The 26,480-nt window shown below is 65.4% G+C and carries 22 protein-coding genes; 9 read left to right on the top strand and 13 right to left on the bottom strand.

Annotation, left to right across the window (positions count from 1 at the left end; translation table 11 throughout):
- Positions 1–136: 136 nt before the first annotated feature.
- From CEY05_RS03340 to CEY05_RS03330, 3 genes are all read right to left on the bottom strand, one after another.
- Positions 137–1,027: a helix-turn-helix domain-containing protein gene (locus tag CEY05_RS03340; protein ID WP_088595954.1), complete on the bottom strand. Its 891-nt coding sequence runs from the start codon at positions 1,025–1,027 to the stop codon at positions 137–139.
- 69 nt (positions 1,028–1,096) lie between these two features.
- Entirely contained in the window at positions 1,097–2,086 is a 990-nt protein-coding gene (locus CEY05_RS03335) for a tripartite tricarboxylate transporter substrate binding protein (protein ID WP_088595953.1), read from the bottom strand.
- Positions 2,087–2,231: 145 nt separating this feature from the next.
- Positions 2,232–3,329: a mandelate racemase/muconate lactonizing enzyme family protein gene (locus CEY05_RS03330; protein ID WP_088596213.1), complete on the bottom strand. Its 1,098-nt coding sequence runs from the start codon at positions 3,327–3,329 to the stop codon at positions 2,232–2,234.
- Between the two features lie 90 nt (positions 3,330–3,419).
- Here CEY05_RS03330 and CEY05_RS03325 point away from each other — a divergent pair, with 90 nt between their 5' ends.
- Positions 3,420–4,319 (top strand): LysR family transcriptional regulator, encoded by a 900-nt coding sequence (locus tag CEY05_RS03325; RefSeq protein WP_088595952.1) that lies wholly within the window; start codon positions 3,420–3,422, stop codon positions 4,317–4,319.
- Positions 4,320–4,325: 6 nt separating this feature from the next.
- On the opposite strand, the gene CEY05_RS31395 is transcribed toward CEY05_RS03325, so the two are convergent.
- On the bottom strand, positions 4,326–4,466 hold the full coding sequence (locus CEY05_RS31395; RefSeq protein ID WP_198952660.1) for a hypothetical protein: 141 nt from the start codon (positions 4,464–4,466) through the stop codon (positions 4,326–4,328).
- Between the two features lie 213 nt (positions 4,467–4,679).
- On the opposite strand from CEY05_RS31395, the gene copC reads away from it, so the two are divergent.
- Positions 4,680–5,042 carry a copper homeostasis periplasmic binding protein CopC gene (gene copC, locus CEY05_RS03315; RefSeq protein WP_088595951.1) on the top strand — a complete coding sequence of 121 codons (363 nt, stop codon included), beginning with the start codon at positions 4,680–4,682 and terminating at the stop codon, positions 5,040–5,042.
- A 97-nt stretch (positions 5,043–5,139) separates the two neighbouring features.
- The gene (locus CEY05_RS03310; RefSeq protein ID WP_143220265.1) at positions 5,140–6,144 is read left to right on the top strand and encodes a CopD family protein; all 1,005 of its coding nucleotides are present in this window, start codon (positions 5,140–5,142) and stop codon (positions 6,142–6,144) included.
- Positions 6,145–6,213: 69 nt separating this feature from the next.
- On the opposite strand, the gene CEY05_RS03305 is transcribed toward CEY05_RS03310, so the two are convergent.
- The 3 genes from CEY05_RS03305 to CEY05_RS03295 all read right to left on the bottom strand — a co-directional run bounded on the left by CEY05_RS03305 (position 6,214) and on the right by CEY05_RS03295 (position 9,640).
- Complete coding sequence (locus tag CEY05_RS03305) at positions 6,214–7,191, bottom strand: LysR family transcriptional regulator (RefSeq protein WP_088596211.1); 978 nt, start codon at positions 7,189–7,191, stop codon at positions 6,214–6,216.
- Between the two features lie 95 nt (positions 7,192–7,286).
- Positions 7,287–8,306 (bottom strand): histone deacetylase family protein, encoded by a 1,020-nt coding sequence (locus tag CEY05_RS03300; protein ID WP_088595950.1) that lies wholly within the window; start codon positions 8,304–8,306, stop codon positions 7,287–7,289.
- Positions 8,303–9,640: an MFS transporter gene (locus CEY05_RS03295; protein ID WP_088595949.1), complete on the bottom strand. Its 1,338-nt coding sequence runs from the start codon at positions 9,638–9,640 to the stop codon at positions 8,303–8,305. Before CEY05_RS03295 ends, CEY05_RS03300 begins: the two co-directional genes overlap by 4 nt.
- Positions 9,641–9,911: 271 nt before the next feature.
- On the opposite strand from CEY05_RS03295, the gene CEY05_RS03290 reads away from it, so the two are divergent.
- From CEY05_RS03290 to dld, 5 genes are all read left to right on the top strand, one after another.
- Complete coding sequence (locus tag CEY05_RS03290) at positions 9,912–10,490, top strand: DJ-1/PfpI family protein (RefSeq protein ID WP_088595948.1); 579 nt, start codon at positions 9,912–9,914, stop codon at positions 10,488–10,490.
- Between the two features lie 181 nt (positions 10,491–10,671).
- Positions 10,672–11,253 (top strand): tat (twin-arginine translocation) pathway signal sequence, encoded by a 582-nt coding sequence (locus CEY05_RS03285; protein WP_088595947.1) that lies wholly within the window; start codon positions 10,672–10,674, stop codon positions 11,251–11,253.
- 17 nt (positions 11,254–11,270) lie between these two features.
- Complete coding sequence (locus CEY05_RS03280; RefSeq protein WP_088595946.1) at positions 11,271–12,869, top strand: GMC family oxidoreductase; 1,599 nt, start codon at positions 11,271–11,273, stop codon at positions 12,867–12,869.
- Between the two features lie 94 nt (positions 12,870–12,963).
- The gene (locus tag CEY05_RS03275; protein WP_088595945.1) at positions 12,964–13,326 is read left to right on the top strand and encodes a ribbon-helix-helix domain-containing protein; all 363 of its coding nucleotides are present in this window, start codon (positions 12,964–12,966) and stop codon (positions 13,324–13,326) included.
- A gap of 149 nt (positions 13,327–13,475) precedes the next feature.
- Positions 13,476–15,194, top strand: a complete 1,719-nt coding sequence (gene dld / locus CEY05_RS03270; protein ID WP_088595944.1) for a D-lactate dehydrogenase — start codon at positions 13,476–13,478, stop codon at positions 15,192–15,194.
- Between the two features lie 70 nt (positions 15,195–15,264).
- Here the strand turns inward: dld and CEY05_RS03265 are convergent, their stop codons facing one another.
- Complete coding sequence (locus CEY05_RS03265; protein WP_233161328.1) at positions 15,265–17,007, bottom strand: argininosuccinate lyase; 1,743 nt, start codon at positions 17,005–17,007, stop codon at positions 15,265–15,267.
- A gap of 515 nt (positions 17,008–17,522) precedes the next feature.
- The gene (locus CEY05_RS03260) at positions 17,523–19,367 is read right to left on the bottom strand and encodes a CocE/NonD family hydrolase (RefSeq protein ID WP_088595942.1); all 1,845 of its coding nucleotides are present in this window, start codon (positions 19,365–19,367) and stop codon (positions 17,523–17,525) included.
- A 224-nt stretch (positions 19,368–19,591) separates the two neighbouring features.
- Between CEY05_RS03260 and CEY05_RS03255 the strand changes: the two genes are divergently transcribed.
- Complete coding sequence (locus tag CEY05_RS03255) at positions 19,592–20,539, top strand: LysR substrate-binding domain-containing protein (RefSeq protein ID WP_088595941.1); 948 nt, start codon at positions 19,592–19,594, stop codon at positions 20,537–20,539.
- 91 nt (positions 20,540–20,630) lie between these two features.
- Here the strand turns inward: CEY05_RS03255 and CEY05_RS03250 are convergent, their stop codons facing one another.
- The 4 genes from CEY05_RS03250 to CEY05_RS03235 all read right to left on the bottom strand — a co-directional run bounded on the left by CEY05_RS03250 (position 20,631) and on the right by CEY05_RS03235 (position 26,357).
- Positions 20,631–21,638 (bottom strand): tripartite tricarboxylate transporter substrate binding protein, encoded by a 1,008-nt coding sequence (locus CEY05_RS03250; RefSeq protein WP_088595940.1) that lies wholly within the window; start codon positions 21,636–21,638, stop codon positions 20,631–20,633.
- Positions 21,639–21,790: 152 nt separating this feature from the next.
- Positions 21,791–23,539, bottom strand: a complete 1,749-nt coding sequence (locus CEY05_RS03245; RefSeq protein WP_088595939.1) for a PepSY domain-containing protein — start codon at positions 23,537–23,539, stop codon at positions 21,791–21,793.
- Between the two features lie 10 nt (positions 23,540–23,549).
- Positions 23,550–25,658, bottom strand: coding sequence for a TonB-dependent receptor (locus tag CEY05_RS03240; protein WP_198952697.1), 2,109 nt, complete (start codon positions 25,656–25,658; stop codon positions 23,550–23,552).
- Between the two features lie 246 nt (positions 25,659–25,904).
- Positions 25,905–26,357 carry a DUF2946 family protein gene (locus tag CEY05_RS03235; RefSeq protein WP_088595937.1) on the bottom strand — a complete coding sequence of 151 codons (453 nt, stop codon included), beginning with the start codon at positions 26,355–26,357 and terminating at the stop codon, positions 25,905–25,907.
- Positions 26,358–26,480: the final 123 nt, after the last annotated feature.

Genomic DNA, 26,480 nt, shown 5'->3' with positions numbered 1-26,480 from the left:
GGCGTTAGGACAGATCCGAGCTTGTCCAGGACTTTTTGGGCGGAAGGGCTGGAATGGCAGACCAGGAAGGACCGCGCGGATAAACCACGTGGGCGAGCGACTCGGGCGAACTTCGTAGAGGAGCTACGTAGGTGAACTACTCGATCGGATCGCTGTACTTGCGCCGGAAGTCGCCGGGTGTGCTGCCGCTGTGCTTCTTGAAGAAGCGGGCGAAGTAGGCCGGGTCTTCGAAATTCAGCTGGAAGGCGATCTCGGAGATGCCCTTGGCAGTGTTGGTCAGCAGGCGCTTGGCTTCCAAGGCGATGCGCGCCTGCACCAGTTGGCCGGCGGTCTGGCCCACGGTGCGCTTGACCGCATCGTTGAGCTGCCGTTCGCTGACGCACAGGGCGTCGGCGTATTGGCCCATGCTGCTGAATTCCAGATAGCGTTCCTCGATCAACAAGCTGAGCCTGCGGGTCAGGGTGTGGGAAGGCCCGGCGCCGGTTTCCGGTTCGCTCACCGGATAGAGACGGCGCAGCCGGGTCAGCAGGATCAGCAGATAGGAGCGGACGATGTCGAAGCAGCCGGTGTCGCGTTCCAGGGTTTCCCGCTCGATCTGGTGCAGCAGCGGCAGCATGTCGTCATGTTGTTCGCGCGTCAGATACAGCGCGGGGCTGCCGTGCGTCAGGTGGAAGAAGGGAAATTTGGCGACGTCGTCCGCGCGGGGGAACATGCGGGCGAAGAATTCGGTGCTGATGTTCAGGACGTAACCGCGCGGGGCCACCTTGGAGGTCCATGCGTGCACCTGTCCGGGCGTCAGGAAGAACACCGCGTGGTCGCGCACCTCGAACTGCTCGAAGTCCAGCAAATGGCTGCCCTGCGCGCGGGTCATCCACAACATGTGATAGTAGTTGTGGCGATGCAGGAAGCCGCGCGGGATGTCGTTGCGGTCCTGCAGGCGGACCAGGTCGAAATAGAACGTGCCGGCGCCCGAGAAATCGGACGTCTCGAAGGTGGGGAAGGGTTCCGCCTGGGGAAGGGCTGCCAAAACTTGCGTCTCCGGTCAGCACGCCGATCAGTGAAGGCGTGCATGCGTTTGACGCATGTTAATGGGAAATTACTCCGCCTTGATCCCACCCTTCTGGATCACCGCCGTCCATTTGGCCACTTCCGCCCGGATCCGCTGGTCGAATTCGGCCGGCGTGCTGCCCACCGGATCGAAGCCCAGGCCCGTCAGCTTGCCGTGCAACTCCCCTTGCCGGACCGACTGCGCCAGCGTCGAGGACAGGCGCTCGATGATATCGCGCGGCGTGCCCGCGGGCGCCAGCACGCCGAACAGCGGCGTCGTGTCCACCCCCGGCAGGCCGGATTCCTTGAAAGTGGGGACATCAGGCAATTGGGGCAGGCGTTGCTGCGTGGTCACCGCCAGCGCGCGCAGCCGGCCGGCCTTGATGTGTTCCAGCAGCGTGGGCACGGTGGCGAAGGCGAACTGCACCTGGCCGCCCAGCAGGTCGGTGAACACCGTGCCGCCGCCGCGATAGGGCACGTGCAGCAGCTGCACGCCCGCTTCCTGCTTCAGCTGTTCTCCCGCCAGGTGCGGGGCGCTGCCGACGCCGGCCGATCCGAAGGACAGCGAACCGGGCTGCGCCTTGGCCAGCGCCAGGAAGGCGGCCAGGTCCTTGGCCGGGACGGATGGGTTGACCACCATGACGAAGGGCGCGGTCGCCATCAGCGAGATGGGCGCGAAATCCTTCAAGGTGTCATAGGGCAGCCGCGATCCCAGCAAGCCGGGGTTGATGGTGAAGGTGGAGTCGACGATGCCGATGGAGTAGCCGTCCGGCGCTGCGGTGGCAACGGCGCGCGTGCCGATGGTGGTGCCGCCGCCGCCCCGGTTCTCGACGACGAAAGTCTGGTTGAACTGCTGCCCGTAGACCTGCGCGGCCATGCGGCCCAAGGTATCGGTAGCGGCGCCAGGGGGATAGGGTACGTAGAAGCGCACGGGCTTGTCGGGCCAGGCGGCGGCCCGCGCGGTGGATGTCCAGGGCAGGGCTGCGGCCATGGCAAGGCCAGCGCTGCTGGCGAAGAAATGTCGGCGTTGTGTATTCATGGTGTCTCCGAAGTCTTGAGCGCCGCTCGCCGGGTGCGATGACCGGGCGAACTATGGCGCTGTGCTTATTTCTTATAGGGGGCTGCGTGTGCGCGATTCTTGATCTGTCGATGCTTCAATGGCCGATGCTTGGATTGCAGATAGTTCAATCGCTGAATTGCCCCGCTGCCAGTTCCGCTTCGGGATCCGCGCCCAGGCCCGGCCCGTCCGGCACGCGCACCCATCCCTGTTCAATAGGCACGCTGCGGCCATACGGTACGTGGGCCAGCTCGACATGGAGGCGCTCCAGCGAAACTTCCTTCTGCTGCGCTGCGATCAGGTGCAGGCTGGCCAGATAGCCGGGGCCGAAGAAGGCGACTTGCGGCGCGCAGGTCACCGTGCCTTCCTTGCAGCGCTGGGCGATGCGCCACGCGGCGCTCAGTCCCAGCTTGATCACGCTGGGCTGAACATATTGCACGACGGCATCTTCCGCCATGCGCTCCAGGGCCAGTGCGTTGGCGGCGTTCTCGCCCACGGCCAGTGGAATGCCGCAGGAGTCTTTCAGCGTGGCCAGGGCACGATCGTCTTCGGGCGTCCAGATGGGTTCTTCGATCCAGAAGGGATCGTGCGGCGCCATGGCGGCGATGGCGGCGGGCGCTTCGTCCGGCAGCCAGGCGCAGTTGGTGTCGACCATGATGGGGATGCCGGGACCGGTGGCGCGGCGCACCGCGGCCAGCGCGTCGGCGGTGCGTTCATGCAGTTTGATTTCGGTGTAGCCCTCGTTCAGCGCCTGGGTAGTCACGGCGTCCAGCTTGCCGGCGTCGCCGTAGTACTGCAGCAGGGAGGCATAGACCCGCACGCGGTCGCGCTGCTTGCCGCCCAGCAATTGGTACAGCGGCACGCCGGCGCGCTTGGCACGCAGGTCCCAGATGGCGATATCGAGGCCGGCCAGCGCATGGACCACGGGGCCGGACCGGCCCAGGTTATGCAATACGCGCTGCATGGTGGGCAGCAGCATCGCGTCTTCACCGTCCTTGCCGCGCGCCAGGGGTTCGATCAGCGTCTCGAAGATGGCTTTCAGCGCGCGCGGTTCCACGCAATACGACTCCCCCCAGGCCACGGTCCCGTCCTCGGTCTGCACCCGTACCAGCGCACTATCCAACTTGTCGCGCGGCCGGCCCGCGAACAGCGGCGGCGGGCTCCAATGGTGGAAGGGCAGGCGCATGGGAATGCAGGTGACTGAAACGATGGTATTGGCGGGCATGTGGCGAGTCCTGATCGAATGCCAGGCATTCTTGCGGTGTCCGGCCATATGGTCAAATAGATAGTCTGACTATTTCCATATGGTTTTCGTATGATCAGCCGCCGCGAACTGACCTTGCTGCGTGCCATGTACCAGCACGGCACGGTGACGGCCGCCGCGGGCAAGGCGGGGATGACGCAGCCGGCCGCCAGTGCCTTGCTGCGCGACATGGAAGTGCGGCTGGGGTTCTCCTTGTTCAGCCGTGAACACCGCCGCCTGCATCTGACCAGCCAGGGGCGCGCCCTGATCCCCGAAGTGCTCAATGCCCTGGCGGGCATCGAAGCGGTCGACCGGATGGCGGGCGACATCCGCCATGGGGCGCAGGCGCGGCTGGCCGTGGGCGCGGTCGCCATCGCGGCATCCAGCCTGCTGCCGCCGGCTCTGGCGGAGATGCGGCGCGCGCATCCCGCCGTGGCGGTCACCGTGCGTGCCGGCACCGGACTGGAGATCATCGAAATGGCGGTCGACCATCGTATCGACCTGGGCCTGTTGATCGGCACGCCGGAGACCGACGACCGCGTTGCCAGCCAGGCCTTGGGCCCGTTGAGCCTGTACGCCGTGCTGCGGCGTGATCATCCGTGGTTGCGGCGCAAGACCCTGTCACTGGAAACGGTGGCCGAAGCGGGCCCCATCGTGCTGGCGACGGCATTGCCGGCGGGACGCGCGACGCGGCAGGCGCTGGAAGCGCGGGGCTTGCCGTATCGGCCCATCATCGAAGTGGGGCAGTCCTCAGCGGCCTGTGCGTTGGCGGCGGAGGGCCTGGGCGTGGCCATCGTCGAGAGCCTGGGCGCGCATTACGCGCAGCGGCAAGGCCTGGCAGTGCGGCATCTGCTGGAAGTGGAGGGCCCATCGCTGGCCCTGGTCTGGCCGCGCGACCGCGCGATGAGCGCGGCGGCGCAAAGCCTGCGGGATGGTTTGCTTACGCAGGCAGCACCCCGGTTGCGGCCGTGAGTCGGATCAGTGGTAGCCGTCATGGTCATGATCATGGTGCCAGTCATGGTCATGATGATCATGGTCGTCGTGGTGGTCGGGGACGACCAGGCAGCCGGTCAGCAGGAAAACGGGCAGAAGCAGGGTTGCAATCAGGATGCGTTTCATGAGGATGCTCTTTCAAGTCAGATCGTTGTAAGAATGGGTGGCGATGCTCGGGGGGAAGCGTCGCCCAGTCGCGCGCTTCGCAGCGAGACGGCATGGCCACTGTTCAGCAAGCAATGATCCCGACGAAGGCTTACGCGTCGTTTTTGTATAGTCTGGAACCCACGGGCATCAGCCGTGTCCCACCATGCATTGTCCCCTTCCCAGGAGTTTTCGATGTCCCGTAGAGTCGCCTTGGCCGCTGCCCTGATCGCCGTCCTGCCGCACATGGCATGGGCGCACGCTCACCTGAAGCAATCGAATCCCGCCAAGGGGGCGGAGGTGCAGGTCGCGCTGACGCAAGTCACCGCCAGTTTTACCGAAGGCCTGGAGCCGGCCTTCTCGTCGCTGGCGCTGTTCGACGCAGCGGGCAAGCCGGTGGACGGCAGCAAGGCCGCGCCGGCGCCGGGCGATGACAAGACCTTGGTCCTGCCCATCGCCAAACCGCTGGCGGCAGGGGCCTACACCGCCAAGTGGCACGTGCTGTCGAAAGATGGCCATAAGACGCAGGGCGGATGGTCGTTCACGGTGAAGCCGTAATCGTTGGCGCGGCGTTTTCTTTCGCCGCCCCTCATTCGCGCCGATTACCCTGTGGCAACGCCTTCCCGCTAATTTCTTTCCCCGCGCCCTTTACGCAGTGACCTCGCTCTTCGCCATCTTCGCCCTGGTTCGCTTCATCGCCTACGTCAGCGGCTTGCTGCTGTTCGGCGCCAGCGCCATGCTGGCGCTGGCCGGCCGCAACGAATTGGCGCGCGGCGCACAGGCGCGCATGCGGCGGGTGCTGCTTGTTGCGGCCATCGCCGGCGTGGCGTCCGTGCTGCTGCTCCTGCCCTTGCAGACCGCCTCCATTGCCGATGATCCCCATGCCATGCTGGATCCCTCGATGCTGGGCACCGTCATCTGGCAGACCCGCTATGGGCAGGCGTGGCTGCTGCGTCTTCTCGGTGTGACCGTCCTGCTGGCGGTCGTATGGACAGGCGCCACGCGACAGCATGGGGCTGCTGGTCGCGGTCCTGTTGGCGCTCGCGCCGTTGCCCTCGGCGCTGCCGCCTCTGGCGCTGCTACGCCTGGCGCTGCCGATGCGGGCGCCTCCATGCCCAGCCTGTGGCCGGCCGTGGTGGCCGCCCTGGCGCTGGCGCCCTTGTGCCTCAGCGGCCATGCCGCCATGCAGGAGGGTGGGGCGGGTATTGTCCACGCCTTGTCGGACTTCATCCATTGCCTGGCGGCGGGCTTCTGGTTGGGATCGCTGCCGGTGTTCCTGTATTGCCTGCGTGCCTGGGAGCAGCCGGCATCGCGACCGCAGGCGGGGCGGGCGTTGATGCGCTTTTCGACGGCCGGCCATGCCGCCGTGGCGCTGCTGATTGCCAGCGGCGCCCTCAATGCCTGGATGATCGTCGCGCCCGCCGGCGTGGACACCGGCGCGGCTTACCAGCAACTGCTGTTGCTGAAGATACTGGTCGCCCTGGCCATGACCTTGCTGGCCATCGTCAATCGCTACCGCTGGATAAGGCGCCTGCGTTCGGCGCGCGACCAGGCCCTGGCCAGCATCCGCCGCAATACCTTGGCGGAACTGGTGCTCGGCGCGATGGTGCTGGCGGTGGTAGGTGGCCTGGGCCTCATGGCGCCGGGCGCCATGTCCTGAGATTCACGCCTTCTCTCGATTCGGCGCGAGGGCGCAGGCGCGTAACGCCAGCAAAGGGCAACCCGCGCCTCAATTCGCCCGCGACTCCAGCGGCGTCCGATTCAGGAAATTCTCGAAGGCCGCCAGGAAGGCCTGCTCCGGCGCGCTCAGCTTGCGTTGCTTGTGCCAGGCCAGGAACACGTCGATCTCCGCTACGCTCTCCTCCGGCGGCAAACGGCGCAACTCGCCGCTAAGAACGTCTTGCCGAATCAGATGCTCGGGAAAAAAGCTCAATCCCACGCCGGCTACCACCAGCCGTCGCAACTCCTCGATATGCGGCGACGTGCCGACCACGCGGCCGGTAAAGCCCCGCTGGTCGCGGAAGATGGTCAAGGGTGACAGCGTATCGCCGATCTGGTCGCTGGCGAACACGACGAAGTTCTGGTCCAGTAAATCGTCGATCACCACGCGCCGCTTGGAAAACAGCGGATGATGGCGGCCGCACACCACCGCGTAGCGATGGCGCAGGAACAGGCGCCGGTACAGCGATTCCACCGGCTTGCGACAAAGGCAGATGCCCAGCGCCGGCACGCGCTTGGTCAAGGCATCCAGGATGGCCGCGCTCTGCTGCACGTCGATCTGGAATTCGATCTTGGGATAGCGCCGATGAAAGTGCGCCAGAAAATCGTCATAGGCCGAACTCTGCACGCGGCTCATGACCAGCAGGCGCAGCGTGCCGGCCACTTCGGCGGTGTCCTGGTCCTGCAGCGCGGCGGATTCGATGCGCGCCATGGTCCCGTACATGTCACGGGCGATGGCATTGACCTCTTCACCCAGCCCCGTCAAACGGAACTCACCGTTGCGGCGGTGCAGCAGCATGCCGCCCACTGCATCTTCCAGGCGCTTGAGCGCTTGGCTCACCGCCGGCTGGCTCAGGTGCAACACGCTGGCCGCGCGTCCGATGCCGCGTTCCTGTACCACGAACATGAACGTACGCAGCAGGTTCCAGTCCATGCGCTCGTGCACCAGCGGCAACGAAGAAGCGGGACGGTTCGAAGAAGATGCCATGGGGTCGCGCGGGAGGTCGGTCGTCAGCGCCTGGGCAGTCGTGCCCAGGGCGCCATCCAGGCCGTCATCCATCCCGCGCGCCGGGTCGATTCCCGTCAAGCAGCAGCCAGGCCGGTAAAGAAGCGCCTGGCGTTGGATTCCAGCCCTTCGATATAGTAGCCGCCTTCCTGGATGATGGCGGTCGGCAGCTTGAAGTCGCCGACGACGCGTCCCAGTCTTTCGAAACCGTCCTCGGTGACGGCGACCATCGCCTGCGGATCCTTCTCGAAGATATCGAAGCCCAGCGACAGCACCAGGGCATCAGGCTGGAACAGCTCGATGGCCTTGCGCGCCTGCGTCAGCTTGTCGAAGAACACCGACTCCGGCGACCCGTGCGGCATCGGCAGGTTGATGTTGTACCCGTAGCCGGCGCCGGCGCCGCGTTCGTCCTCGTAGCCGGCGACCACCGGATAGAAATTCTCCGGGTCGCCGTGGATCGACACATACAGCACGTCGCTGCGTTCGTAGAAGATCTCCTGGATGCCCTGGCCGTGGTGCATGTCAGTATCCAGGATGGCCACCTTGCCGTACTTCTGGCGCAGATGCTGCGCGGCGATGGCGGCGTTGTTCAGATAGCAGAAGCCGCCGGCTGCATCGCGGCGCGCGTGGTGGCCGGGCGGACGGCACAGGGCGTAGGACTGGCGCTGGCCTGCGAGCAGGTCCTCGGCGCTGGCGATGGCGCACTGCGCTGCCCAGTAGGCCGATTGCCAGGTATTGGGACCGACCGGGCAACTGCCATCGGCCAGATAGCGCGCCGCCTGGGCCAGCACGCCGCGCAGGGCATTGCGTTCGCGCACGAACACATTGGAGACCACCTCGTCGCCCCAGTCGCCGGGCAACTGCTTCCACATGGCGTGGGCGTCTTGCAGGAAGCGCAGATAGTCCAGGGAGTGCACCGCCGCGATCGGGCCGGCGCCGTGGTCGGCCGGCGCCTGCACGTCGAAACCCAGCTTGCGGGCGGCGCCCACCAGGCCGTCCAGGCGCGCGGGGATCTCCTGCGGCGTACGCATCTTGCCGCGCGAGAAATAGGTCTGCGGATGATGCAGTTTCTGGTCTTCGTGGAAATAGGCCTTCATGCCTGGTTGCTCCCATATTGCAATGCGGTGCTGCCTTGCTGGCGCCGGGCATTCAGGCCCAGCACGGAAACCAGCGACAGCAACGAGATGATCGTGAACAGCAGGGCGAGCGGCATCCAGTCGCCCTTGAATTTTTCCGCCAGGATGGTGCCCAGCAGCGGCGTCAGGCCGCCGAAGATGGCGCCCGACAACTGATACGCCATGGAGATGCCGGTGTAGCGGATGCGGGTAGGGAAGCAGTCGCTGACATAACCGGCGATCACGGCATAGAACGCGCTCATGAACAGCACGGCGATGCCCACGCCGGTCGTGATGGCAAGCAGCGAGCCCTTGTCCACCAGCGTGAACATGGCGTAAGGCGTGAACATGGACAGAAAGGCGGTGACGGCGAGGAAACGCAGATTGCCGATGCGGTAGGCGATCCAGGCCGACAGCGGCGTGATGCAGAACTGCATGACGGACACGACCAGCAGGCAGTCCAGGATCACCGCGCGGCTCATGTGCAGGTACTGCGTGGTGTACGCGATCATGAAGGTGTTGGTGAAGTAGAAGCCGGCGATACCCAGTACGTTGGCGCCGACGGCCAGGGCCAGCAGGCCGGGCGCGCCGGTCAGCACTTCCAGCAGCGGCGTCTGTTCGGCGCGCTGGCGCTTGGCCTGGACCTCCTGTTCCTTCAGGAAGTCGGGCGACTCATTCACGCTCAGGCGGATGATGAAGCCGACCACCAGCAGCACGGCCGAGAACAGGAAAGGCACGCGCCAGCCCCAGCTGAGGAAAACCTCGTCGCCCATGCCCGTCATGACCTTGAACATGATGGTCGACAGGATCAGGCCCGCGGGGCTGCCCAGTTGGGCGAACGATGCGAAGAAGGCGCGCTTGTTCTTGTCGGGGGAATGCTCGCCCGCCATCAGCACCGCGCCGCCCCATTCACCGCCCACGGCGATACCCTGGATCACGCGCAGCAGCACCAGCAGCACCGGCGCCCAGATGCCGATGCTGGAATAGGTGGGCAGCAGCCCGATGAAGATGGTCACCAGGCCCATCATCAACATGGTGATGACCAGGGATTTCTTGCGGCCGATGCGGTCGCCGATATGTCCGAACAGCGCGCCGCCCAGCGGACGGGCGAAGAAGCCCACGGCGAAGGTGCCGAGCGAGGCCAGGGTGCCGTAGAAGCCGTCAGCCGACGGGAAGAACAGCTTGCCGAAAACCAGGGCAGCCGCGGTGGCGTAGATGTAGAAGTCGTACCACTCGATCATGGTGCCGACGAAGGCGGCGGCCGACGCGCGCACGGGCTGGTGCGTGGTCGCGGTGCTGGTGGAGTTTCCCCGCATGTTTATCTCTCGGAAGTCGTGTTTAGGCGTTGAAGGGCTTCGTTATACGCCTGCGATTCGTATAAGAAAAATTCTGATTTCTTATTTTCGCCATTTGTTTGACTTATGAGGGATAACCCTGGTTTATAGGGGTAGACCCGTAGATCATCCGTCCTAGTGAAAACCTTGATGGCAATTTAACCTGCTATTACCCGTTCCCCACGCAGCCTGACTAGACTTTCTCCACGGTGGTCGTACCCACCGGTTCATTCATGAAGAACAGGAGACAGCGATGGCCAAGAAGATATTGGTATTGGCGGGCGACTACGTCGAGGACTACGAGCTGATGGTGCCGGTGCAGGCCTTGGGGGCGGTCGGCCATGCCGTGGACGTCGTCACGCCTGACAAGAAGTCCGGCGACCAGATTCGCACCGCCATCCACGATTTCGAAGGTGACCAGACTTATAGCGAGAAGCGCGGCCACAACTTCACCCTGAACGCCGATTTCGCCACCGTCGACAGCGCCAGCTATGACGCCTTGCTGATTCCCGGCGGGCGGGCGCCGGAATATCTGCGCCTGAACGCCCGGGTGCTGGACCTGGTGCGTGAATTCGCCGGCGCCGGCAAGCCCATCGCCGCGGTCTGCCATGGCGCGCAGATACTGGCCGCGGCGGGTGTCATCGAAGGCAAAAAGATATCGGCCTACCCCGCATGTGCGCCCGAGGTGCGCCTGGCCCACGCCGAGTTCGTCGACCTGGCCTGGCCCGATGCCGTGACCGACGGACAGTTCGTCACGGCGCCGGCGTGGACGGCCCACAGCAACTGGATCGCCCAGTTCCTGGCGCTGCTGGGCACGCGCATCACCCATTGAGGGGGCAGCGAGCATGGCGAAGCTCATCCACACGATGATCCGCGTGCGCGACCTGGAGGGGCTGGAACGGCATGGGCATCACCGGTAGGGGGCGCCGCCGGTAACGCCGGTTACCGCGACAGAGAACGAATCCACAAATCCGGGGCATCACCCGGTACCCGATAGAGGGAAGGAGACAAAAATGAAATCAACGACGATTCCGCTCGCCGTCGCAGGCGTGCGGCTGACGCGGCGTGAATGGCTGAAAGGCACGGGGCTGCTGTTCGGCACCCTGGCGCTGTCTTCCACGCTGGCCGCCCTGGCACCCAGCCAAGCGTGGGCGCTGGAACTCAAGCGCCTGGACTCGCATCAGGGCGACGTCCTGCTGGCCCTGGCAAAACGCATCTTCCCGCACGCCACGCTGGACGACGCGGTGTATGCGCTGGTGGTGAAGGACCTCGACGGCAAAGCCGCGGCCGACGCCGTACTGCAGGCGCAGTTTGCCGCCGGCGTGCAGAAGCTCGACGGCATGGGGCAGGGTGACTGGGCGAAGCGGTCCACCGCGGACCAGGACCGTGACGTGGCCGCATTGGCCGGCACGCCATTCTTCGAGACGGTGCGTTCGACCGCCGTGGTGTCCTTGTACTCGAACCCGCTGGCCTATGCGCATTTCGGCTACGGCGCCAACGCGGGCGATGGCGGCTATCTGCTCACGGGCTTCAACGCCCTGGCCTGGCTGCCCGATCCGCCCGCGCAGGACGGCGGCCCGGTTCCGGCGAATTGACCTCCAGGAGAACAGACATGTCAGAAGCCGATCTGCAAGGCCAGCAAGGCAAGACGTTCGCCCTGGACGACGACCAGGTGGTGGTCATCATCGGGTCGGGCGCGGGCGGCGGCACCCTGGCCAATGAATTGGCGCAACAGGGCGTCAACGTAGTGATCCTGGAGGCCGGCAAGCTGCATACGCGGGCCGATTTCCTGACCGATGAATGGGGCTCCTTCATGCAACTCGCGTGGCTGGACAAGCGCCGTTCTTCGGGTTCGTACCAACTGGCCAAGGACTTTCCCAATCTGCCGGCCTGGATCTGCAAGACCGTGGGCGGAACGTCGGTGCACTGGGCTGGCGCCAGTCTGCGCATCCAGCCTTACGAATTCAAGGCGCGCAGCACGTATGGCGACATCCCGGGCGCGACCTTGCTGGACTGGCCGCTGACGCGCGAGGAACTGGATCCCTATTACGCGCGGGCCGAAAAGAAATTGGGCGTGACGCGCACCAATGGCGCGCCGGGCCTGCCGGGCAACAACAACTTCAAGATCTTCCATGCGGGGGCGGAGAAGATCGGCTACAAGCATGTGAATACCGGCCATATGGCCATCAACAGCGTGCCGCAGGACGACAGGCCGCATTGCTACCAGCGCGGCTTCTGTTTCCAGGGCTGTAGATTCGGCGCGAAGTGGTCCACGCTCTACACGGAACTGCCTCGCGCCATCGTCACCGGGCATGCGGAACTGCGGACCGAAGCGCATGTGGCGCGCATCGAGCACGACGAGCGCGGCCGCGCCAACGCCGTGGTCTATTACGATAGCCAGGGCAAGCTGCAGAAACAGAAAGCGCGCGTGGTGGCCATCGCCGGCAACTCGATAGAAACGCCGCGCCTGCTGCTGAATTCGCAGTCGGGCAAGTTCGCGCATGGCTTGGCGAACTCGTCGGATCAGGTGGGGCGCAACTATATGCGGCACACCACCGGTTCCGTGTACGCGACCTTCAAGGACAAGGTCGATATGTATAAAGGGACGGTCATGGCGGGCATCGTCGAGGACGAAGCGCGCCACGATCCCAAGCGTGGCTTCGCCGGTGGCTACCATCTGGAGACCATATCCCTGGGCTTGCCGTTCTATGCGGCCTTCCTCAAGCCGGGCGCCTGGGGGGCGGACTTCACCCATGCGATGGACCAGTATGCCTACACGGCCGGGCTGTGGATCGTCGGCGAGGACATGCCGCGCGCGGATAACCGGGTGACCCTGGACAGCGAACTCAAGGATCAATACGGGCTGCCGGTGGCCAATGTCCATTTCGACGACCACGCCAACGACAATGCCATGCGCGAACATGCCTTCAGGCAGTCCGAGGCGCTGTACAAGGCGGTGGATGCCGTGGACGTGTACCGCGTGCCGCCGTATCCTTCGACCCATAATCTGGGTACCGCGCGCATGAGTACGCGGCCGGAGGATGGCGTGGTGAACAAGTACGGGCAGACGCATGACATTCCCAACCTGTTCGTGTCGGACGGCAGCCAGTTCACGACGGGGGCGGCGGAGAATCCCACGCTGACCATCGTCACGCTGGCGATCCGGCAGGCGGACTTCATCGCCGGGCAGATGAAGCAGCGCGCCATTTGAAAGGCGCCGCCACGGCCGCCGGTCGTTCCCTCCCCGGGGGCTGGCGCCGTGGCTTATGATTGCAGTCGCCGCATCCACTTCCAAGGAGTGAGACATGTGCAAGATCTACGTCAATACGGATCCCATACTTTATGAATCGCGTACCCGCTCCCTGCGTATCCATGGGGTGGTGACGACGGTAAGGCTGGAAAACCTGTTCTGGGACGTGCTGCAGGAGATTGCCGAGCGGGAAGGACTGACCACCAACCAGTTCGCCATCAAGCTGCATGACGAACTGCTGGCCCGCCATGGCGAGATGACCATGAGCTTCGCGTCCTTCCTGCGGGTGTGCTGCCTGCGCTACCTGTCGCAGGGCGCGCAGCGGGAAGCAGGTAGGGAGCGCCTGGACGCGCCCGTGCCCACGCCCACGCGCGAAACGTCCCGGCATTTCCAGCCGATGGTGGTGAGGGCGGGGTGAGCAGTGGCAAGTGAATATGCAGGAGTCGCGGAGGTAAATGAAGAAGAACATGCAAAGCGACAGGCAGAGGAACACGTAGGGGGAATGCAGCAGAATATGCAAAACAATATGCAGAGGGACACGAAGTGAAGGACACAGTGCACGCGCCGATGGGCGATACGGCGGCGTTGATCGAGACTTGCCGGGGCATATTGGGTGCGTCCCACGTACTGACGAATGCGGCCGCGACGCGCCGCTATCGGCGCGGCTTTCGCTTCGGCGAGGGCGCCGCGCTGGCGGTGCTGCGGCCAGGCACCCTGGTGGAAATGTGGCAGGTGCTGCAAGCCTGCGTGAAGGCCGGCGTGGCCGTGATCGCCCAGGCGTCCAACACGGGTTTGACGGGCGGTTCCACCCCTGACGGCACGGACTATGGCCGGCCGGTCGTCATCATCAGCACGGCGCGCCTGCGCAAGGTGTATGTCATCGACGAGGGCCGCCAGGTGGTGTGCCTGCCAGGCGCCACGCTGGACCAGTTGGAGAAGACGCTCAAGCCCCTGGGCCGCGAGCCGCACTCGGTGATCGGTTCCTCATGCATCGGTGCTTCCGTGATCGGCGGCGTCTGCAACAACTCCGGCGGTTCGCTGGTACGGCGCGGCCCCGCGTATACGGAACTGGCGCTCTACGCACAGGTCGACGCGCAGGGCCGGCTGGCGCTGGTCAACCACCTGGGAATTGGACTGGAGACGGAGGCGCTATCCATGCTGGCGCAACTGGACAGGGGCGAATTGCCGCCTGAGGCCATCCAGCACGGCGAGGGGGCGGCTTCCGACCAGGGCTACGGCGCCCACGTACGGGATATCGACGCAGCCACACCGGCCCGCTACAACGCCGATCCCCTGCGGCTGCGCGAGGCATCGGGCTCGGCCGGCAAGCTGATGGTTTTCGCGGTGCGGCTGGATACCTTCCCGATCGAGGCCGGCGCGCGGGTGTTCTACATCGGTACCAATCGCGCCGAGGATCTGACCGGGATCCGGCGCCATATGCTGAAGAATTTCTCCCAGTTGCCCATCGCCGGGGAGTATCTGCACCGCGACGCCTATGACATCGCCGAGCGCTACGGCAAGGATATGTTCCTGCTGATCGAGCATCTGGGCACGCAGCGCCTGCCGGCCCTGTTCGGCATGAAAAGCCGCTGCGACGCGTTCTTCGAACGCTTCAGCTGGCTGCCACGCAATTTCACCGATCGCCTGATGCAGGCGGCAAGCCGCTGGTTTCCCAGCCATCTGCCTGCCCGCATGAAGGATTTCCGGCAGCGCTACGAGCACCACCTGATGCTGAAGGTATCCGCCGACAGCGTGGAAGAGACGCGCGACTACCTGAGCGCGTACTTCGCCGCGCGCGGCAGCGACGCAGGCCGTGGCGACTTCTTCCTGTGCGACGCCGAGGAAGGGCGCAAGGCCTTCCTGCATCGTTTCGCCGCGGCCGGGGCCGCTGTGCGTTACCGGGCCATGCATCCGGATGAGGTCGAGGACATCGTGGCGCTGGACATCGCTTTGCGCCGCAACGACCAGGATTGGGTGGAACGCCTGCCCGCCGAGATGGAACGTGGCATCGCGATCAAGCTCTATTACGGCCACTTCTTCTGCTACGTCTTCCACCAGGACTACATCGTCCGCAAGGGCGAGGATTGCCTGGCGCTGGAACACGCGATGTGGCGCGTGCTGGACGAACGCGGCGCCGAGTATCCGGCCGAGCACAACGTCGGCCATCTGTACGACGCCAAGCCGGCCCTGCGCGCGTTCTACCAGGGACTGGATCCGTGCAATTGCCTGAATCCAGGCATCGGGCACATGTCCAAGCTGCCCTATTACCGGGATGCCGAAGCGTAACGCCGCGGACTCTCGCTATCCGGCGAGGCTTACCCGGTAAGCCTTGTCCAGTAGCGGGGCCAAGCAAGCCCTAATTGGCGGACTTTTCCGCGGGAGCGGTCGCCGGCTTGTCCTGCGCTACCAGCGCGTTGAAGTCCTTGTTCAAGCCCGCCAGCGATTCATCGATGTGCGCGCGGCGGGTCTTGATCCAGTTCTCCTGCAGCGCCAGGTTCTCGCGCGCTTCCTTCAACATGCGTTCCATTTCCGCGGGCTGCGGGCCGCCGGAGGTGGCGCGGGCCTTGACGATGGCCACCGGGTCCAGCGACGCGCGGAACTCGGCCTCGGACATGGGCAGTTCCTGCGGATACTTGCTGCCCTTGACCACCTCGGTGTAAATGCGTTTCGCGTCGGCATAGGGGAAGTCCAGCGGCTTGATGTCGTGCTGGCGCGCGTACTCCACCACTTCGGACGCGAAGTGATGGCCTTCGCGGAAGGGCAGCTTGTACTTGCGCATCAGCAGATCGGCCAATTCCTGGGAGGCCGTCCAATCGCTGTTCAGCTCTTCCAGGGCGCGGTCGGGATTGATGACCAGGGCCTTCATGACGCGGTCCCATTTCTTCAGCGCCTTGATGGCGGCGTCCACCATGGCGGAGTTCTGGTCCACTTCCTTGGGATCGGGCATGCCCGGGGTGATGTTATGGGTCTGGATGATGGGACCCATGGCCAGGGTCAGCGCGGTGGAGGCATCGCTACGGGTGGAGTTCAGCAGCCCGGGATTGCGCTTCTGCGGCATGGCGCTGGACACGTAGGTGTTGCCGCCGCCTTCCTGCAGCAGGATCCACGGCCGCGACTGCGCGTACTGCGTCATGATGTCTTCGATGAAGTTGCCGGTGTGCAGCCCGATCGCGGTGACGATGGACGACACCTCCACCGGTTCGTCCATGGAGGAGATCTGCGCGGCGTCGTAGGCGTTGTCGACCAGCTTGGCGTAGCCCAGGTAGTCGGCCATGCGCTTGCGGTCCAGCGGCCAGCTGGTGCCGTTGAGCACCGTGGTGCCCATGGGCGAGCGGTCGACGCGGGCATAGGTTTCGCGGATGCGTTCGGCGTCGCGTTCCAGTGCGGCGGCGAAACCGAGCAGGTAGTGGCCGTAGCTGTTGGGCTGGGCGGCGACGCCGTTGGTGTAGTTGGGAACGATGGTGCCGACGTGTTTGGCGGCCAGGTCGACCAGGGTCTTGGACGTGGTGTGCAACTGATCTGCCAGTTCGAGCAGCTTGTCGCGCAGGATGGCGGAACGGTAGGTCGCGTGCATGTCCTGGCTGGAGCGGCCGGCGTGCAGCAGCGTGACGTCCAGGCCCCCCGCCTTGATCAGCAGGGGTTCGAAGGTGATCACCGTGGACGGGCGCTTGCCGCCAGGTTGATTGCCGTCGTCGATGACTTTCTGCACGGCGGCGGCCAGGCGCGGCGCCATGGACTTGTCCAGCAGGCCTTCATCGGTGTTGATGACGGCGGTGGCCTTGTTGATCTCGCCGAGCCAGAAGAATTCGTCACGCACCGGTTTGGCGGCCGCCTTGGGGGCGGGCTTTTCAGCCGGCTTCTCCGCGGAGGGAGTCGACGAAGTCGTGGCAGACTTGTCGGCAGGCTTTTCCGAGGATTTCTCGGTGGACTTTTCGGTCGACGTTGCAGCAGGTTCACTGGCGGCTTTGTCGGTCCCGACGTTGGGGTTCTTGATAATCGGTCGTGGCGGCGGATCCACCGGCTTGATCTGCGCACTGGACAGGATGGGGGCGCAGGCCATGGCAACACAGAAGTAAACGGGGGAAAAGCGGAGTCTCATGGCTGTTCTCGTCATGGCCCGCGGGCGGGCGGCAGTGGGTGGAAGGGTGGGTCCAGGTGACCCGAAAAGAAGCCATTCTATCCAAGCCCGGCCACCCGCCGCTTTCTCCCGGCTGAATCCCTGTTCCAGCCGACGGCATCTCGGTGCAGAGACTGTTTATTCTTTTTTGGGGGAGGCCCCCAAGCCCCCTTTTTGGGCTAGCGCCCCAATGCCCACGGCGTCCGCAATGCCATGGCGCCAGCCACTGGGGCGTCAGCCCAAAAAGGGGGCTTTGGGGCCTCCCCCAGAATCAAAAACCTCGCTGCAGCGCCCCCATGGCGTGCGCCATGCCCCAGCGTCGGCCACTGGGGCGTCAGCCCAAAAAAGGGGGGCTTTGGGGGCCTCTCCCAGAAATCAAAAACCTCACGGCAGCGCCCCATGGCGTGCGCAATGCCCCAGCGTCGGCCACTGGGGCGGTAGCCCAGAAAGGGGGGCCTTGTGGGGGGACCCCCCCAATCAAAAAAACCCTCTATGTCTCATACCTCACGCAACGGCAAGCTGATCGACGATGCATGGCTTCCCCCGGTCCCCAGCGCCAACAAAGGCGGCCGGCCGTGCGGGACCTGGCCGCAATGATCCGCATCATGCCCCGCCACCGAAACCCGTATCCGGCTACCCGCCGGAAACCGCCATGCCGTCGGCAATAGCGCCATCTCCACCCGCTCGAACTTCCCAGGCACCAGCGGCGCCGCATCCTCTCGCCGGAAGCTGCGGAAAGGCCAGGTGGTGCGATAACCCGCCGGGCAAGGGCTGACCTTGCGATGCAGCAAACGCAAGATCCCTTCGGTGACATACCGCTCGCGCCCATCGGCTTCGATCTCCGACAGGTACACATACACCGCCGCATCGGGTTCACTGCTGCTGACCCATAGATCGATCACCGCATGGCCCGCCAGTTCAACGGCGCTCTCCAGCGGCGCGGAAGTGAAGCTGGCCATGCGATCCGTCCGGCCCTGCCAGTCAGGGTAGTACTCGGTGCTATTGATCGCGGCGATGCGCTCATAGCGCGTTCCCGCACCCGTGCCCAGCGAAAAATCGACCTGATACTCCTGCTGCGTGGTATCGGCAGGCGCGGCATCGCCCAGCTTGCCTTGCGGTGCCAGATGCAGGCGCGTCGGCGCGTCTTCCTGGTACGGCGGCCATTGCGTGGCGCTGCGCCACTGTTCTGCGTGCAAGGCGTAGTAGTGGATAGGCGCTTCATCCAGCAGCCCCGTATCCAGCCCCAGCAGATACTGGTCGAAGAAGCGCAAGGCTTCAGCCAGCCAGGGTGCGTCGGCCATCTGCGTGGTGCGCCACGGCGACACGTCGATGCGCGCGCCATGGTCCCAAGGCCCCAGCATCAGATACCGAGGATTCTTGTCCAGCGTCAGGTAGCGAGAGATGGCGCTGTTCATATACCCGGCGCCGTCCATCCAGCCGGAAATCGACAGCACCGCCACATCGTCCGGGATCTGTGCCGCCAGGCTGTAGGGGCTGAAGGTGGCCGAACTGAACGCAGGATCGTAGGGCAGGGCCTCTTCGCGAAATCGGAACTCCGGCATGAACTCGGTCTGGCGGAAGTTGCCCAGGTGTTCGTGCACGGCCTGCTTCAGCAATACGCCATCGGCATCTTCATCGACGGGCTGGGGACCGGCCAGATCCGGGTTGGCGTAGTAAACGAAGCGATGCAGCATGTCCCGCTGGTCATGGTCCAGCGCCACCATCAGGTCGTCGTAGCTCTGCGTCAACGCCTTCAGCTGGATGCCGCCGGGATAGTAATTGTCCGTATAGGTGTCCCACACCGAGAACAGCGGCGCGATGGCCTTCAGCGCGGGATGCTTCGTCGCCGCCAGGAAGTCCGAGGCAGCGCCCAGATAGGAGATGCCGGTGGCACCCACCACGCCCGTCGACCAGGGCTGGGCGACGATCCAGTCCACCACCTCATGGCTGTCGTCGCGTTCGCGCGGCGAACGGAAGCTGTCGCGCGTGCCGAAGCTGGCGCCGGTACCGCGCACGTCGATCACCACCACGGCATAGCCGCGCGGCACGAAGTAGTCGCGCAGCTTGGCGGTGTTGGGCGCGCGTTCGCCGCTGCCGCCCGGCTTCAGGTTGAAACGGCGGTAGTAAGGCGTGAACAGCGTGATCGTGGGAAAGCGCGCCGCCGCCGTCTTGCCGTTCGCCGCCTCGGGAATGTAGACGTCGATCGCCAGGCGACAGCCGTCGCGCATGGTCAGGTAGCGCGAGGTCGGTTCCGGAACGACGTAATCGACGGGCCGGCGCTCCGCATAGGCTTGCGGCGGCACGGACCACGCCTGGTCTTCATTCTTGACGTACGAGGGCATTAGCGAATCCTTGGGATGAGCTGCGAATATCGTCGGCTATCTTAGAGAGGGGCGCCGCTTCCTGCCAATATCCGATATGGATATCACCATAGGAAAATGCGATGCCATTGCGTTCGGCCTTGCGCAATGGCTGGCACGGCATCCGCTATAGGGGATTACACCAAGTCTGGTGCAGGGGAGCCCTTTTCTTGGCTAAGATCGCAGCCGCCGAATAGGATTTTCCGATGGACCTGCGTCAACTCAAGTACTTCGTTCGCATCGTCGAGCTCGAAAGCATTACCGCTGCCGCCGAGACCCTGCACATCGCCCAGCCTTCGCTCAGCCAGCACGTGGCCAATCTTGAAAAGGAACTGGAGACGCCCTTGCTGCTGCGCGGCCCGGGCGGCGTGCGCGCCACCGAGGCGGGCAAGCTGCTGTATCGCCACGCCAAGATCATGCTGCGCCAGGCCGACGAAGCCAAGTCCGCGCTCAAGCACGGGCGTGACACACCGTCGGGCCATGTGACCGTAGGGCTGCCCACCAGCACGTCGCGCATCCTGGCGCTGCCTTTGATCGAAGCCGTGGCGCAACGCTATCCAGAGGTGGTGCTGGAAGTGGTGGAGGGCAGCAGCAGTGACCTGGCGACCGCGGTATCCATGCACAGGCTGGACCTGTCCGTGGCGATGGACGCGCGCCCGCAGCCGGCCCGCATGACGGTCACGCCTTTGCTGACGGAAGAATTGTTCCTGGTCGGGCCGCCCCTGGGCCTGGAAGCCGTGACGCTGCGGCAGATGGCAGAAATGCCGCTCGTACTGCCCAGCTTTCCGAACTCCATCCGCGTACTGGTGGCGCGGACCTTCGCCGAAGAAGACCTGCAGCCGCGCCTGGTGGCGGAGACCAGCGCGGTGTCCATCCTGTTGACGCTGGTGCGCGCCGGCAAAGGCTGGACGGTATTGCCGTCGTCGGCGCTGGTGGGACCGGAAGCACGTTCAGAAAAAATCGTCGCCACGCGCATCGACAGCGCGGACTTCCGCCGCCGGGTGTCGGTGTGCATGTCCGTGTCGACGGAGAAGAGCGTGGCGTGCACGCATATCCACCAGGCGCTGATCGAGGTCGCTGGCGCATTGGTGGCGGACGGCCGCTGGACCGGCGTGCAATGGCAGGGGGAGCACCCCCTGCGCGCGGTGCCGTAGCTTGCCTGGGCGGTGCCCGCGGGGCCGAAGTTGCCTGGGCGGCGACGGGTGTGGCGCCGCCGCAGGCGCGGCCTTCACCTTGGACTGTGCCTCAGTCGACCTGGATGCCGTTCTTGGCGATGAACTCGCCCCAGAAGCGCGCATCCTCGTCCGCGCGGGTGCGCATCTGCTCGGCGCTGCCCTGCAAGGGCACGAAGTACAGATCCTTCAGCTTCTTGTTGATGGCGGCATCGGTGATGGCCGCTTGCACGGCTGCGTTCAGCTTCTGCACCACGGCCTTGTCCATATTGGCGGGGCCGACGATGGCAAACCAGCCCGGCATGGGCGGCACGTTCAAGCCGGCCTCCTTCAGCGTGGGCACATCCGGCAGGTCGCTGGCGCGCTTGTCGGCCAGGACCGCCAGCGGCACCACGTTGCCGCCCTGTATCTGCGGCAGGGCCGAGCCCAGCACGCTGGTCATCAGGTCGACCTGGCCGCCGATCACCGCGTTCAAGGCGGGGCCCGAACCCTTGTAGGGGATGTGCTTGAGCTTGATGCCGGCGCCGCTGGCGATCAGTTCAGTGGACAGGTGGGTGGAGTTGCCGGCGCCGGCGCTGGCGAAGGTGATGGCATTGGGCGCGGCCTTGGCGGCGGCGATCATCTGCGGCAGCGTCTTGTAGGGACTGTTCTTGCCCGCGACCAGCACGAAAGGCGTGTCGACGACCGGCGCGACATAGGTGTAATCCTTGGCGGCGTCATAGGGCAGGTTCTTGTACAGCTTGGGGTTGAAACTCATCTGCGACACCCCGGCCAACAGCAGGGTGTAGCCATCGGCGGGCGACTTCGCCACGTAGGACATGGCCACGATGCCATTGGCGCCGGGCTTGTTTTCCACCACCACGGAGGCGCCCAGGGCGCTGCCCATCTTGTCGCCCAGCAGGCGCGCCACGACGTCGCCGCCGGAACCGGCGGACTGGGGCACGATCAGGCGGATGGGGTGGTCGGGGAAGTCCGCGGCCTGGGCGCCGGGCAGCGCGAACAGGGATGCGAGCAGGACGGAATTGGCGAAGACGGCGCGCCGAGCCGCGGCCGATTGAAGCGTGGAGCAGATACTGAACATCGATTTCCCTTGAGATGACGGCCTGTGCGGCCCCTGGCATACGCGATTCTTATGGCAATGCGTCGCGCGAGCGGGGTCCATCGTAGGGAGACGGCGGCCGCGGGGCAAATATAGCTTTGCTATGCGTGCATAGGATTTTCCTTTGTCCGGATTTACCCCTGTTGCGAGGACTTCGCCGCGGCAGCCGGGCTGCCGTGGAAGCGGACTTTGCGGCGCAGCCGCGCCGTGCCGATCACCACCCCGGTCAGGCTCAGTGCCAAGCCACCGGCGCTGAGGACGATCAGCGCCAGCAGACGCCACCATTGCTGCCGACTGCCGTCGCGCAACAAGGCGGGCAGGTCCCAGCTGTGCAGGAAGTTGAACAGCCAGCGGCCGCGGCGTTGCGCACGGTCCACGCTCAGGGCCATGTCGCCTGTGTGCGGGTCGAGGTAGATCCAGGTGTCGGCCTGGTCCGCGTATTTCAGGCGCCACACGGGCAGGCGCCGTTCCAGGCCGCCATTCATGGCCTCTGGCGCGCGCTCGTAGTAGTAATCATCGTAGCGATCCAGTAATTGCATGTCCGCCACCGGCGCCGGTTTCAAGCGGGCAGCGGCGCTGCGCAGTGCGGCCTGGGACCATTGCGCCTGGACGCGGGGCGTGCCCCCGTCCAGCACCAGCCGCGTGCGGTCGGCGCCATCGCGGGCCAGCAGATAGCCTTGCCCGTTCAGGGCCCGCCAAGCGATCTCGCGCGGGACGAACGATGCGGCGTGCAGCAGGTGCAAGGCGTCGGCCGCCTCGATGGCGGGCCGCACAGCGCCGTCCCGTGGTCCGCCTTCCGGTAATGCGCCACTTGGCGCTCCGCCGCTTGACGATCCATCGCCTGGCGCGCCACTACTCGGTAACCCGCCACGATAGGCCGCGACATCGGGCCGCGGTCCCGCCGGGGCGAACACCGCCAGCGGATTCATCGACATCAGTCCGCTGAATATCCAGGTGCAGGTGATTGCGGCGAAGACCAGCCCCGTGATGTGATGCCAGCGCAGATAAAAGTCCCGATAGGGCGTGCGTGCCCCCGACTTGTAGCGGCCGCGGAAGCGCCAGCGCCAGATGCCGGCCAAGGTGCCGGTCACGGCAACGATGGTGCCGCCCGCCGACAGCACGATGACGATCCAGCTCCAGCCGGCATCGACAGGACGGTCACGCAGGAAATACAGCCAATGGAGCCAGGCGCCGACGTAGTTCCAGGCGCGCTGTGCCAGCGGCGCATCCAGGACCACTTCTCCGGTGGCCGAGGAGACATACAGCAGCGTCCGTGCAGCGTCGTCCAGTTGTACGCGCAGCAGCGGCCGGTGTGGATTCAAGGCGCCGGAATGGGTCCAGCGGTCCTCGGTCACGGTGTCCAGGTAGTGAGCCGTGATGCCCGGCGATCCGGCCATGGCCGGGCCTGATGCCTCAGCGCTCGCCGGGCCTGCGGCCACGGCCCACGACCGGCCCGCCGCTTCGGCTTGCGCCGGCCCGGCACGGGGCAGCGGCAACCCGGTGTTTGCGTCCACCACGGTCAGCCGTCCGCTGCCGTCGCGCAGCCGATAAACCGGCCGTCCCGCCACCGAGGTCAGGACGATCTCGGTGACCGGCGCCGCGCGGGCCGGTGGCGCGCCGGCGCTACCCGACCCGGCCTGCGCCGAGCCAGCCCGCGCCACACTGGCTTGTGCCATGGCATCCGCCGCCGACACGCGCAATGACGCGGCGTCCAATGCAGGCAGATGCGCCATGCGCTCCCACGGCGTCAGCTTGGGGTAGCCGACGAACAGCATCACCACGCCGCTGACGAACCACAGCACCATCAACAGGCAGGCGGCGATGCCCATCCAGCGGTGCACCAGATACACTGCGCGCTTGAAGGACGGCCAGGCAGTCTTCATGGCGCGGGTCCTAGAACTTGTAGTTCATGGTCAGCTCCACGCGCCGGCCGTCGTCGTACAGCCACTGCGTGGCGTTGTAGTACGCCGTGGTGGTGTAGTGGCGGTCGAACACATTGAAGCCGCGCAGCGTAAACGCCAGGTCGCGCCGCGGCTGCCACTTCAGCGCCAGGTCCGTGGTGGTGTAGGCCGCCATCTCCAGCGTGTTGGCGCGGTCGGCATAGCGCCGGCCGACATAGCGCAGGCCGGCGCTGGCCGTCCATTGCGGCAGGAAGCGCCAGCTCAGCCAAACATTGCCCAGCCGCTCGGGCACGTTGACCGGGACATTGCCCGCCCGCGACACGGCCGCGCCGCCCACGGATTCGGTGAAATCGTCGTAGCGCGCGCGCAGGACGGTCGCATTCGCATCCAGGCGCCAGTCCTCGGCCAGGGTCAGTCCCAGCGTGGCTTCGATGCCGCGCGAGGACTGCTTGCCCACCTGGACGCTGGTGGATGGGTCCAGCACGTCGGCGGTGACCAGGTTCTTCTTCACGATGCGATAGCCCGCAAGGGTGAAGTCGCCGTTGCCGTCGAGGAAGGACTGCTTCAGGCCGATTTCCACTTGGCGGCCGGTCGACATGCTGAAATCGCTGTTGGCGGGCGACAGCATCAGCAGGCCGCTGACGGGATCCGCTGCTTCGGCGTACTGGCCGTAGACCGAAAGGTCTGGCGTCAGGTCATATACCGTGCCCAGGCGCCAGCTTGTATGCGCGTAATCCCGGTCGAAGGCCCGCTGATCCAGCACCAGATTGCGCCGTGAGATGTCCGCATGGTCGTAGCGCAGGCCGCCCACCACCGACCATTTATCGGTCAGGGCCAGGCGGTCCTCTCCGTAGAAAGCGTATTGCGACGCCTTGTTGCGGTACTTCGGCGCGGTGCCGGCAACGTTGATGAAATCCCCATGGCTGAAGTCGTAGGGGTCGACGGCGGACGTGCCGGAATAGGGCGAGTTGTTGGTGTGCTTGAAGCTGCTGTGGCTGACGTCGAAACCCAGCGATACCTGGTTGGCCAGGCCCAGCACATGGCCTTTGAACGTGGCGTCGGACGTGGCGCCCAGCTCTGCCTGGTCGTGCAGGATCTCGGTATAGGAAGAACGCTGGATCTGGCCACTGGACGGCTGCCACGTGTAGTACTCCGCGTCGCGCCAATGGCGGTGGCTGTCCACCTGGTAAAGCCGGGTCCGCAGCGTGGTGTCAGCGTTGGGAGTCCACTGCGCCGATAACTCGGTCCAGCGGTCGTCGTACTTGATCATGGCGTCGCCGACGTTGTAGTTCTTCTTGCGTATCGAATCGTCGAGCTTGCCGTCGATCAGGGGCGTACCGAAGTAGCGCATGGGTTGTTGCCAGCCCTGGGCGTAGCTCAGCTTCATGCTGAACTCGGGCGATACGGTCAACTGCAGCGCGCCGGAGACACTCATGTTTTTCGAATCGCCCATGTCGATCCAGTTGCCCGAGTGGTCGCCGCTGATGTCGAAGCGGTAGGAAAGCTTGTCGTTGATGGCGCCGCCGCTGCCGAAACCGAGGCGCTGGGTGTCTTCCGTGCCCACGGTGGCCTGGATCTCGTTTTCGATGGGGCCATCGGTGGGTTTCTTTGGAATGACGTTGACCACGCCGCCGATGGCGCCCTCGCCGTAGATGACGGATGCAGGGCCGCGCAGCACCTCGATGCGGTCTATCGACCAGGTATCGAAGGGGAAGGTGACGCCGATGCCGCCATATTGGCGCAAGCCGTCGTACAGGCGCATCACAGATGTGGAGTCCGTAAAACCGCGCACGGATAACGCGGAGCCGCCGTTGCCGGGGTGGGCGATGCTGCTGAAGCCGGGTGCGCGGGCGATGGCATTGGTCACGCTGGTGTCTCCGCGTTCCTCCAGCTGGGCGCGGTCTATGGTGTCCACGCTGGCGGGCGTTTGGCGCGGCGTCAGGCCGAGGTTGGAACCTGTCGCCGTGGGGGTGTTCAGTGGTGAGCTGGACTGGGCGTTGACCGTGATGGGGGCCAGGGTGGCCGTGGCCTGCGCAGGTGGCGCGCCGTTGGCCGTGGCATTGGCGGCAACTCCGGCGGCGGCTGCCGTTTCCGTTGCCATTGCGTTTTGGGTGGGGACGCCGAGGGCGGACAGGATCGATAACGCCAGCAGCGAAGGCGCCGGACGCGTGAATAGACGGTTCATGAGTGAGAGAGCCGATTGAACGTGCCGAGGGGAGGCCGCGCGCGCAGGGCGAGCGGCCGCGGCTGGATGCGGTCGACGGGCGGATGGACGCAAGGGCGCAAGGACGCATGGCGTCGGAGCGCTATCCGGTCGACGGCATCGAGCCATCAAGGGGCGGGATGTTCAGGCGGCAGGCGGCCCGCGGGGGCGGCTGGGCGAGCTGGCCAGCAGCCCCGACGCCGAAGGTGGCGTAGTCGGCGTGTAGTCCGGCAGGGTTGCCGGACGGGAGGGTAGGGACCACGCCAGCAGGTACAGCGTGGGAAGGATGGCGGCACCTGCCATGGCGCAGCCACCGCTGCAGCAGTGCGGCAGCGTGCTGCCGTGTTGCGCGACGGCGTTGCCGGCCTGCGCGGTCGCCTGCGCAGTCGATTTGGCAGCCTGTGTACCGTCACCCGTGGACAAGGTGATGACGCGGGGGCCGCTGGCCGTGCAGATAATGGTGCTGATGCTGCCGTCGGCCGAGGCAACGGTGGTGCCGGCCAAGGCGGACGCGGACATGACGGAATAGAACGCCAACAGAAAGGCCGCGACGAGCGCGAACCAGGAAGCGGGTCTGTTGCGTGAGCCGGAGCGCATGGCTTTTTTTCAGCGTTGGCGGGTATCTGGACCTTGGTCTGGGGCGATCGAGGACAACAGGAAAGATCGCCTTGGAATTTGAAGCGGATGGTAGCACGGGAGGCCGCGGTTCCTGCGCGCCGC

The organism is Achromobacter sp. HZ34, from assembly GCF_002209485.1.
In the GTDB taxonomy this organism is placed as follows: domain Bacteria; phylum Pseudomonadota; class Gammaproteobacteria; order Burkholderiales; family Burkholderiaceae_B; genus Bordetella_C.
This window is presented reverse-complemented; position numbering and strand designations above follow the sequence as displayed.

What these genes read in the sequence shown, in the direction of transcription:
- CEY05_RS03280 (WP_088595946.1), top strand. Translation starts at nt 11,271, where the DNA reads ATGTCAGAAGCCGATCTGCAAGGCCAGCAAGGCAAGACGTTCGCCCTG.
- CEY05_RS03300 (WP_088595950.1), bottom strand. Translation starts at nt 8,306, where the DNA reads ATGAAGGCCTATTTCCACGAAGACCAGAAACTGCATCATCCGCAGACC.
- CEY05_RS03330 (WP_088596213.1), bottom strand. Translation starts at nt 3,329, where the DNA reads ATGCCCGCCAATACCATCGTTTCAGTCACCTGCATTCCCATGCGCCTG.
- CEY05_RS03260 (WP_088595942.1), bottom strand. Translation starts at nt 19,367, where the DNA reads ATGCCCTCGTACGTCAAGAATGAAGACCAGGCGTGGTCCGTGCCGCCG.
- CEY05_RS03235 (WP_088595937.1), bottom strand. Translation starts at nt 26,357, where the DNA reads ATGCGCTCCGGCTCACGCAACAGACCCGCTTCCTGGTTCGCGCTCGTC.
- CEY05_RS03255 (WP_088595941.1), top strand. Translation starts at nt 19,592, where the DNA reads ATGGACCTGCGTCAACTCAAGTACTTCGTTCGCATCGTCGAGCTCGAA.
- CEY05_RS03290 (WP_088595948.1), top strand. Translation starts at nt 9,912, where the DNA reads ATGGCCAAGAAGATATTGGTATTGGCGGGCGACTACGTCGAGGACTAC.
- CEY05_RS31395 (WP_198952660.1), bottom strand. Translation starts at nt 4,466, where the DNA reads ATGAAACGCATCCTGATTGCAACCCTGCTTCTGCCCGTTTTCCTGCTG.
- CEY05_RS03325 (WP_088595952.1), top strand. Translation starts at nt 3,420, where the DNA reads ATGATCAGCCGCCGCGAACTGACCTTGCTGCGTGCCATGTACCAGCAC.
- copC (WP_088595951.1), top strand. Translation starts at nt 4,680, where the DNA reads ATGTCCCGTAGAGTCGCCTTGGCCGCTGCCCTGATCGCCGTCCTGCCG.
- CEY05_RS03335 (WP_088595953.1), bottom strand. Translation starts at nt 2,086, where the DNA reads ATGAATACACAACGCCGACATTTCTTCGCCAGCAGCGCTGGCCTTGCC.
- CEY05_RS03275 (WP_088595945.1), top strand. Translation starts at nt 12,964, where the DNA reads ATGTGCAAGATCTACGTCAATACGGATCCCATACTTTATGAATCGCGT.
- CEY05_RS03245 (WP_088595939.1), bottom strand. Translation starts at nt 23,539, where the DNA reads ATGAAGACTGCCTGGCCGTCCTTCAAGCGCGCAGTGTATCTGGTGCAC.
- CEY05_RS03240 (WP_198952697.1), bottom strand. Translation starts at nt 25,658, where the DNA reads ATGGCAACGGAAACGGCAGCCGCCGCCGGAGTTGCCGCCAATGCCACG.
- CEY05_RS03250 (WP_088595940.1), bottom strand. Translation starts at nt 21,638, where the DNA reads ATGTTCAGTATCTGCTCCACGCTTCAATCGGCCGCGGCTCGGCGCGCC.
- CEY05_RS03295 (WP_088595949.1), bottom strand. Translation starts at nt 9,640, where the DNA reads ATGCGGGGAAACTCCACCAGCACCGCGACCACGCACCAGCCCGTGCGC.
- CEY05_RS03265 (WP_233161328.1), bottom strand. Translation starts at nt 17,007, where the DNA reads ATGAGACTCCGCTTTTCCCCCGTTTACTTCTGTGTTGCCATGGCCTGC.
- CEY05_RS03305 (WP_088596211.1), bottom strand. Translation starts at nt 7,191, where the DNA reads ATGGCATCTTCTTCGAACCGTCCCGCTTCTTCGTTGCCGCTGGTGCAC.
- CEY05_RS03285 (WP_088595947.1), top strand. Translation starts at nt 10,672, where the DNA reads ATGAAATCAACGACGATTCCGCTCGCCGTCGCAGGCGTGCGGCTGACG.
- dld (WP_088595944.1), top strand. Translation starts at nt 13,476, where the DNA reads ATGGGCGATACGGCGGCGTTGATCGAGACTTGCCGGGGCATATTGGGT.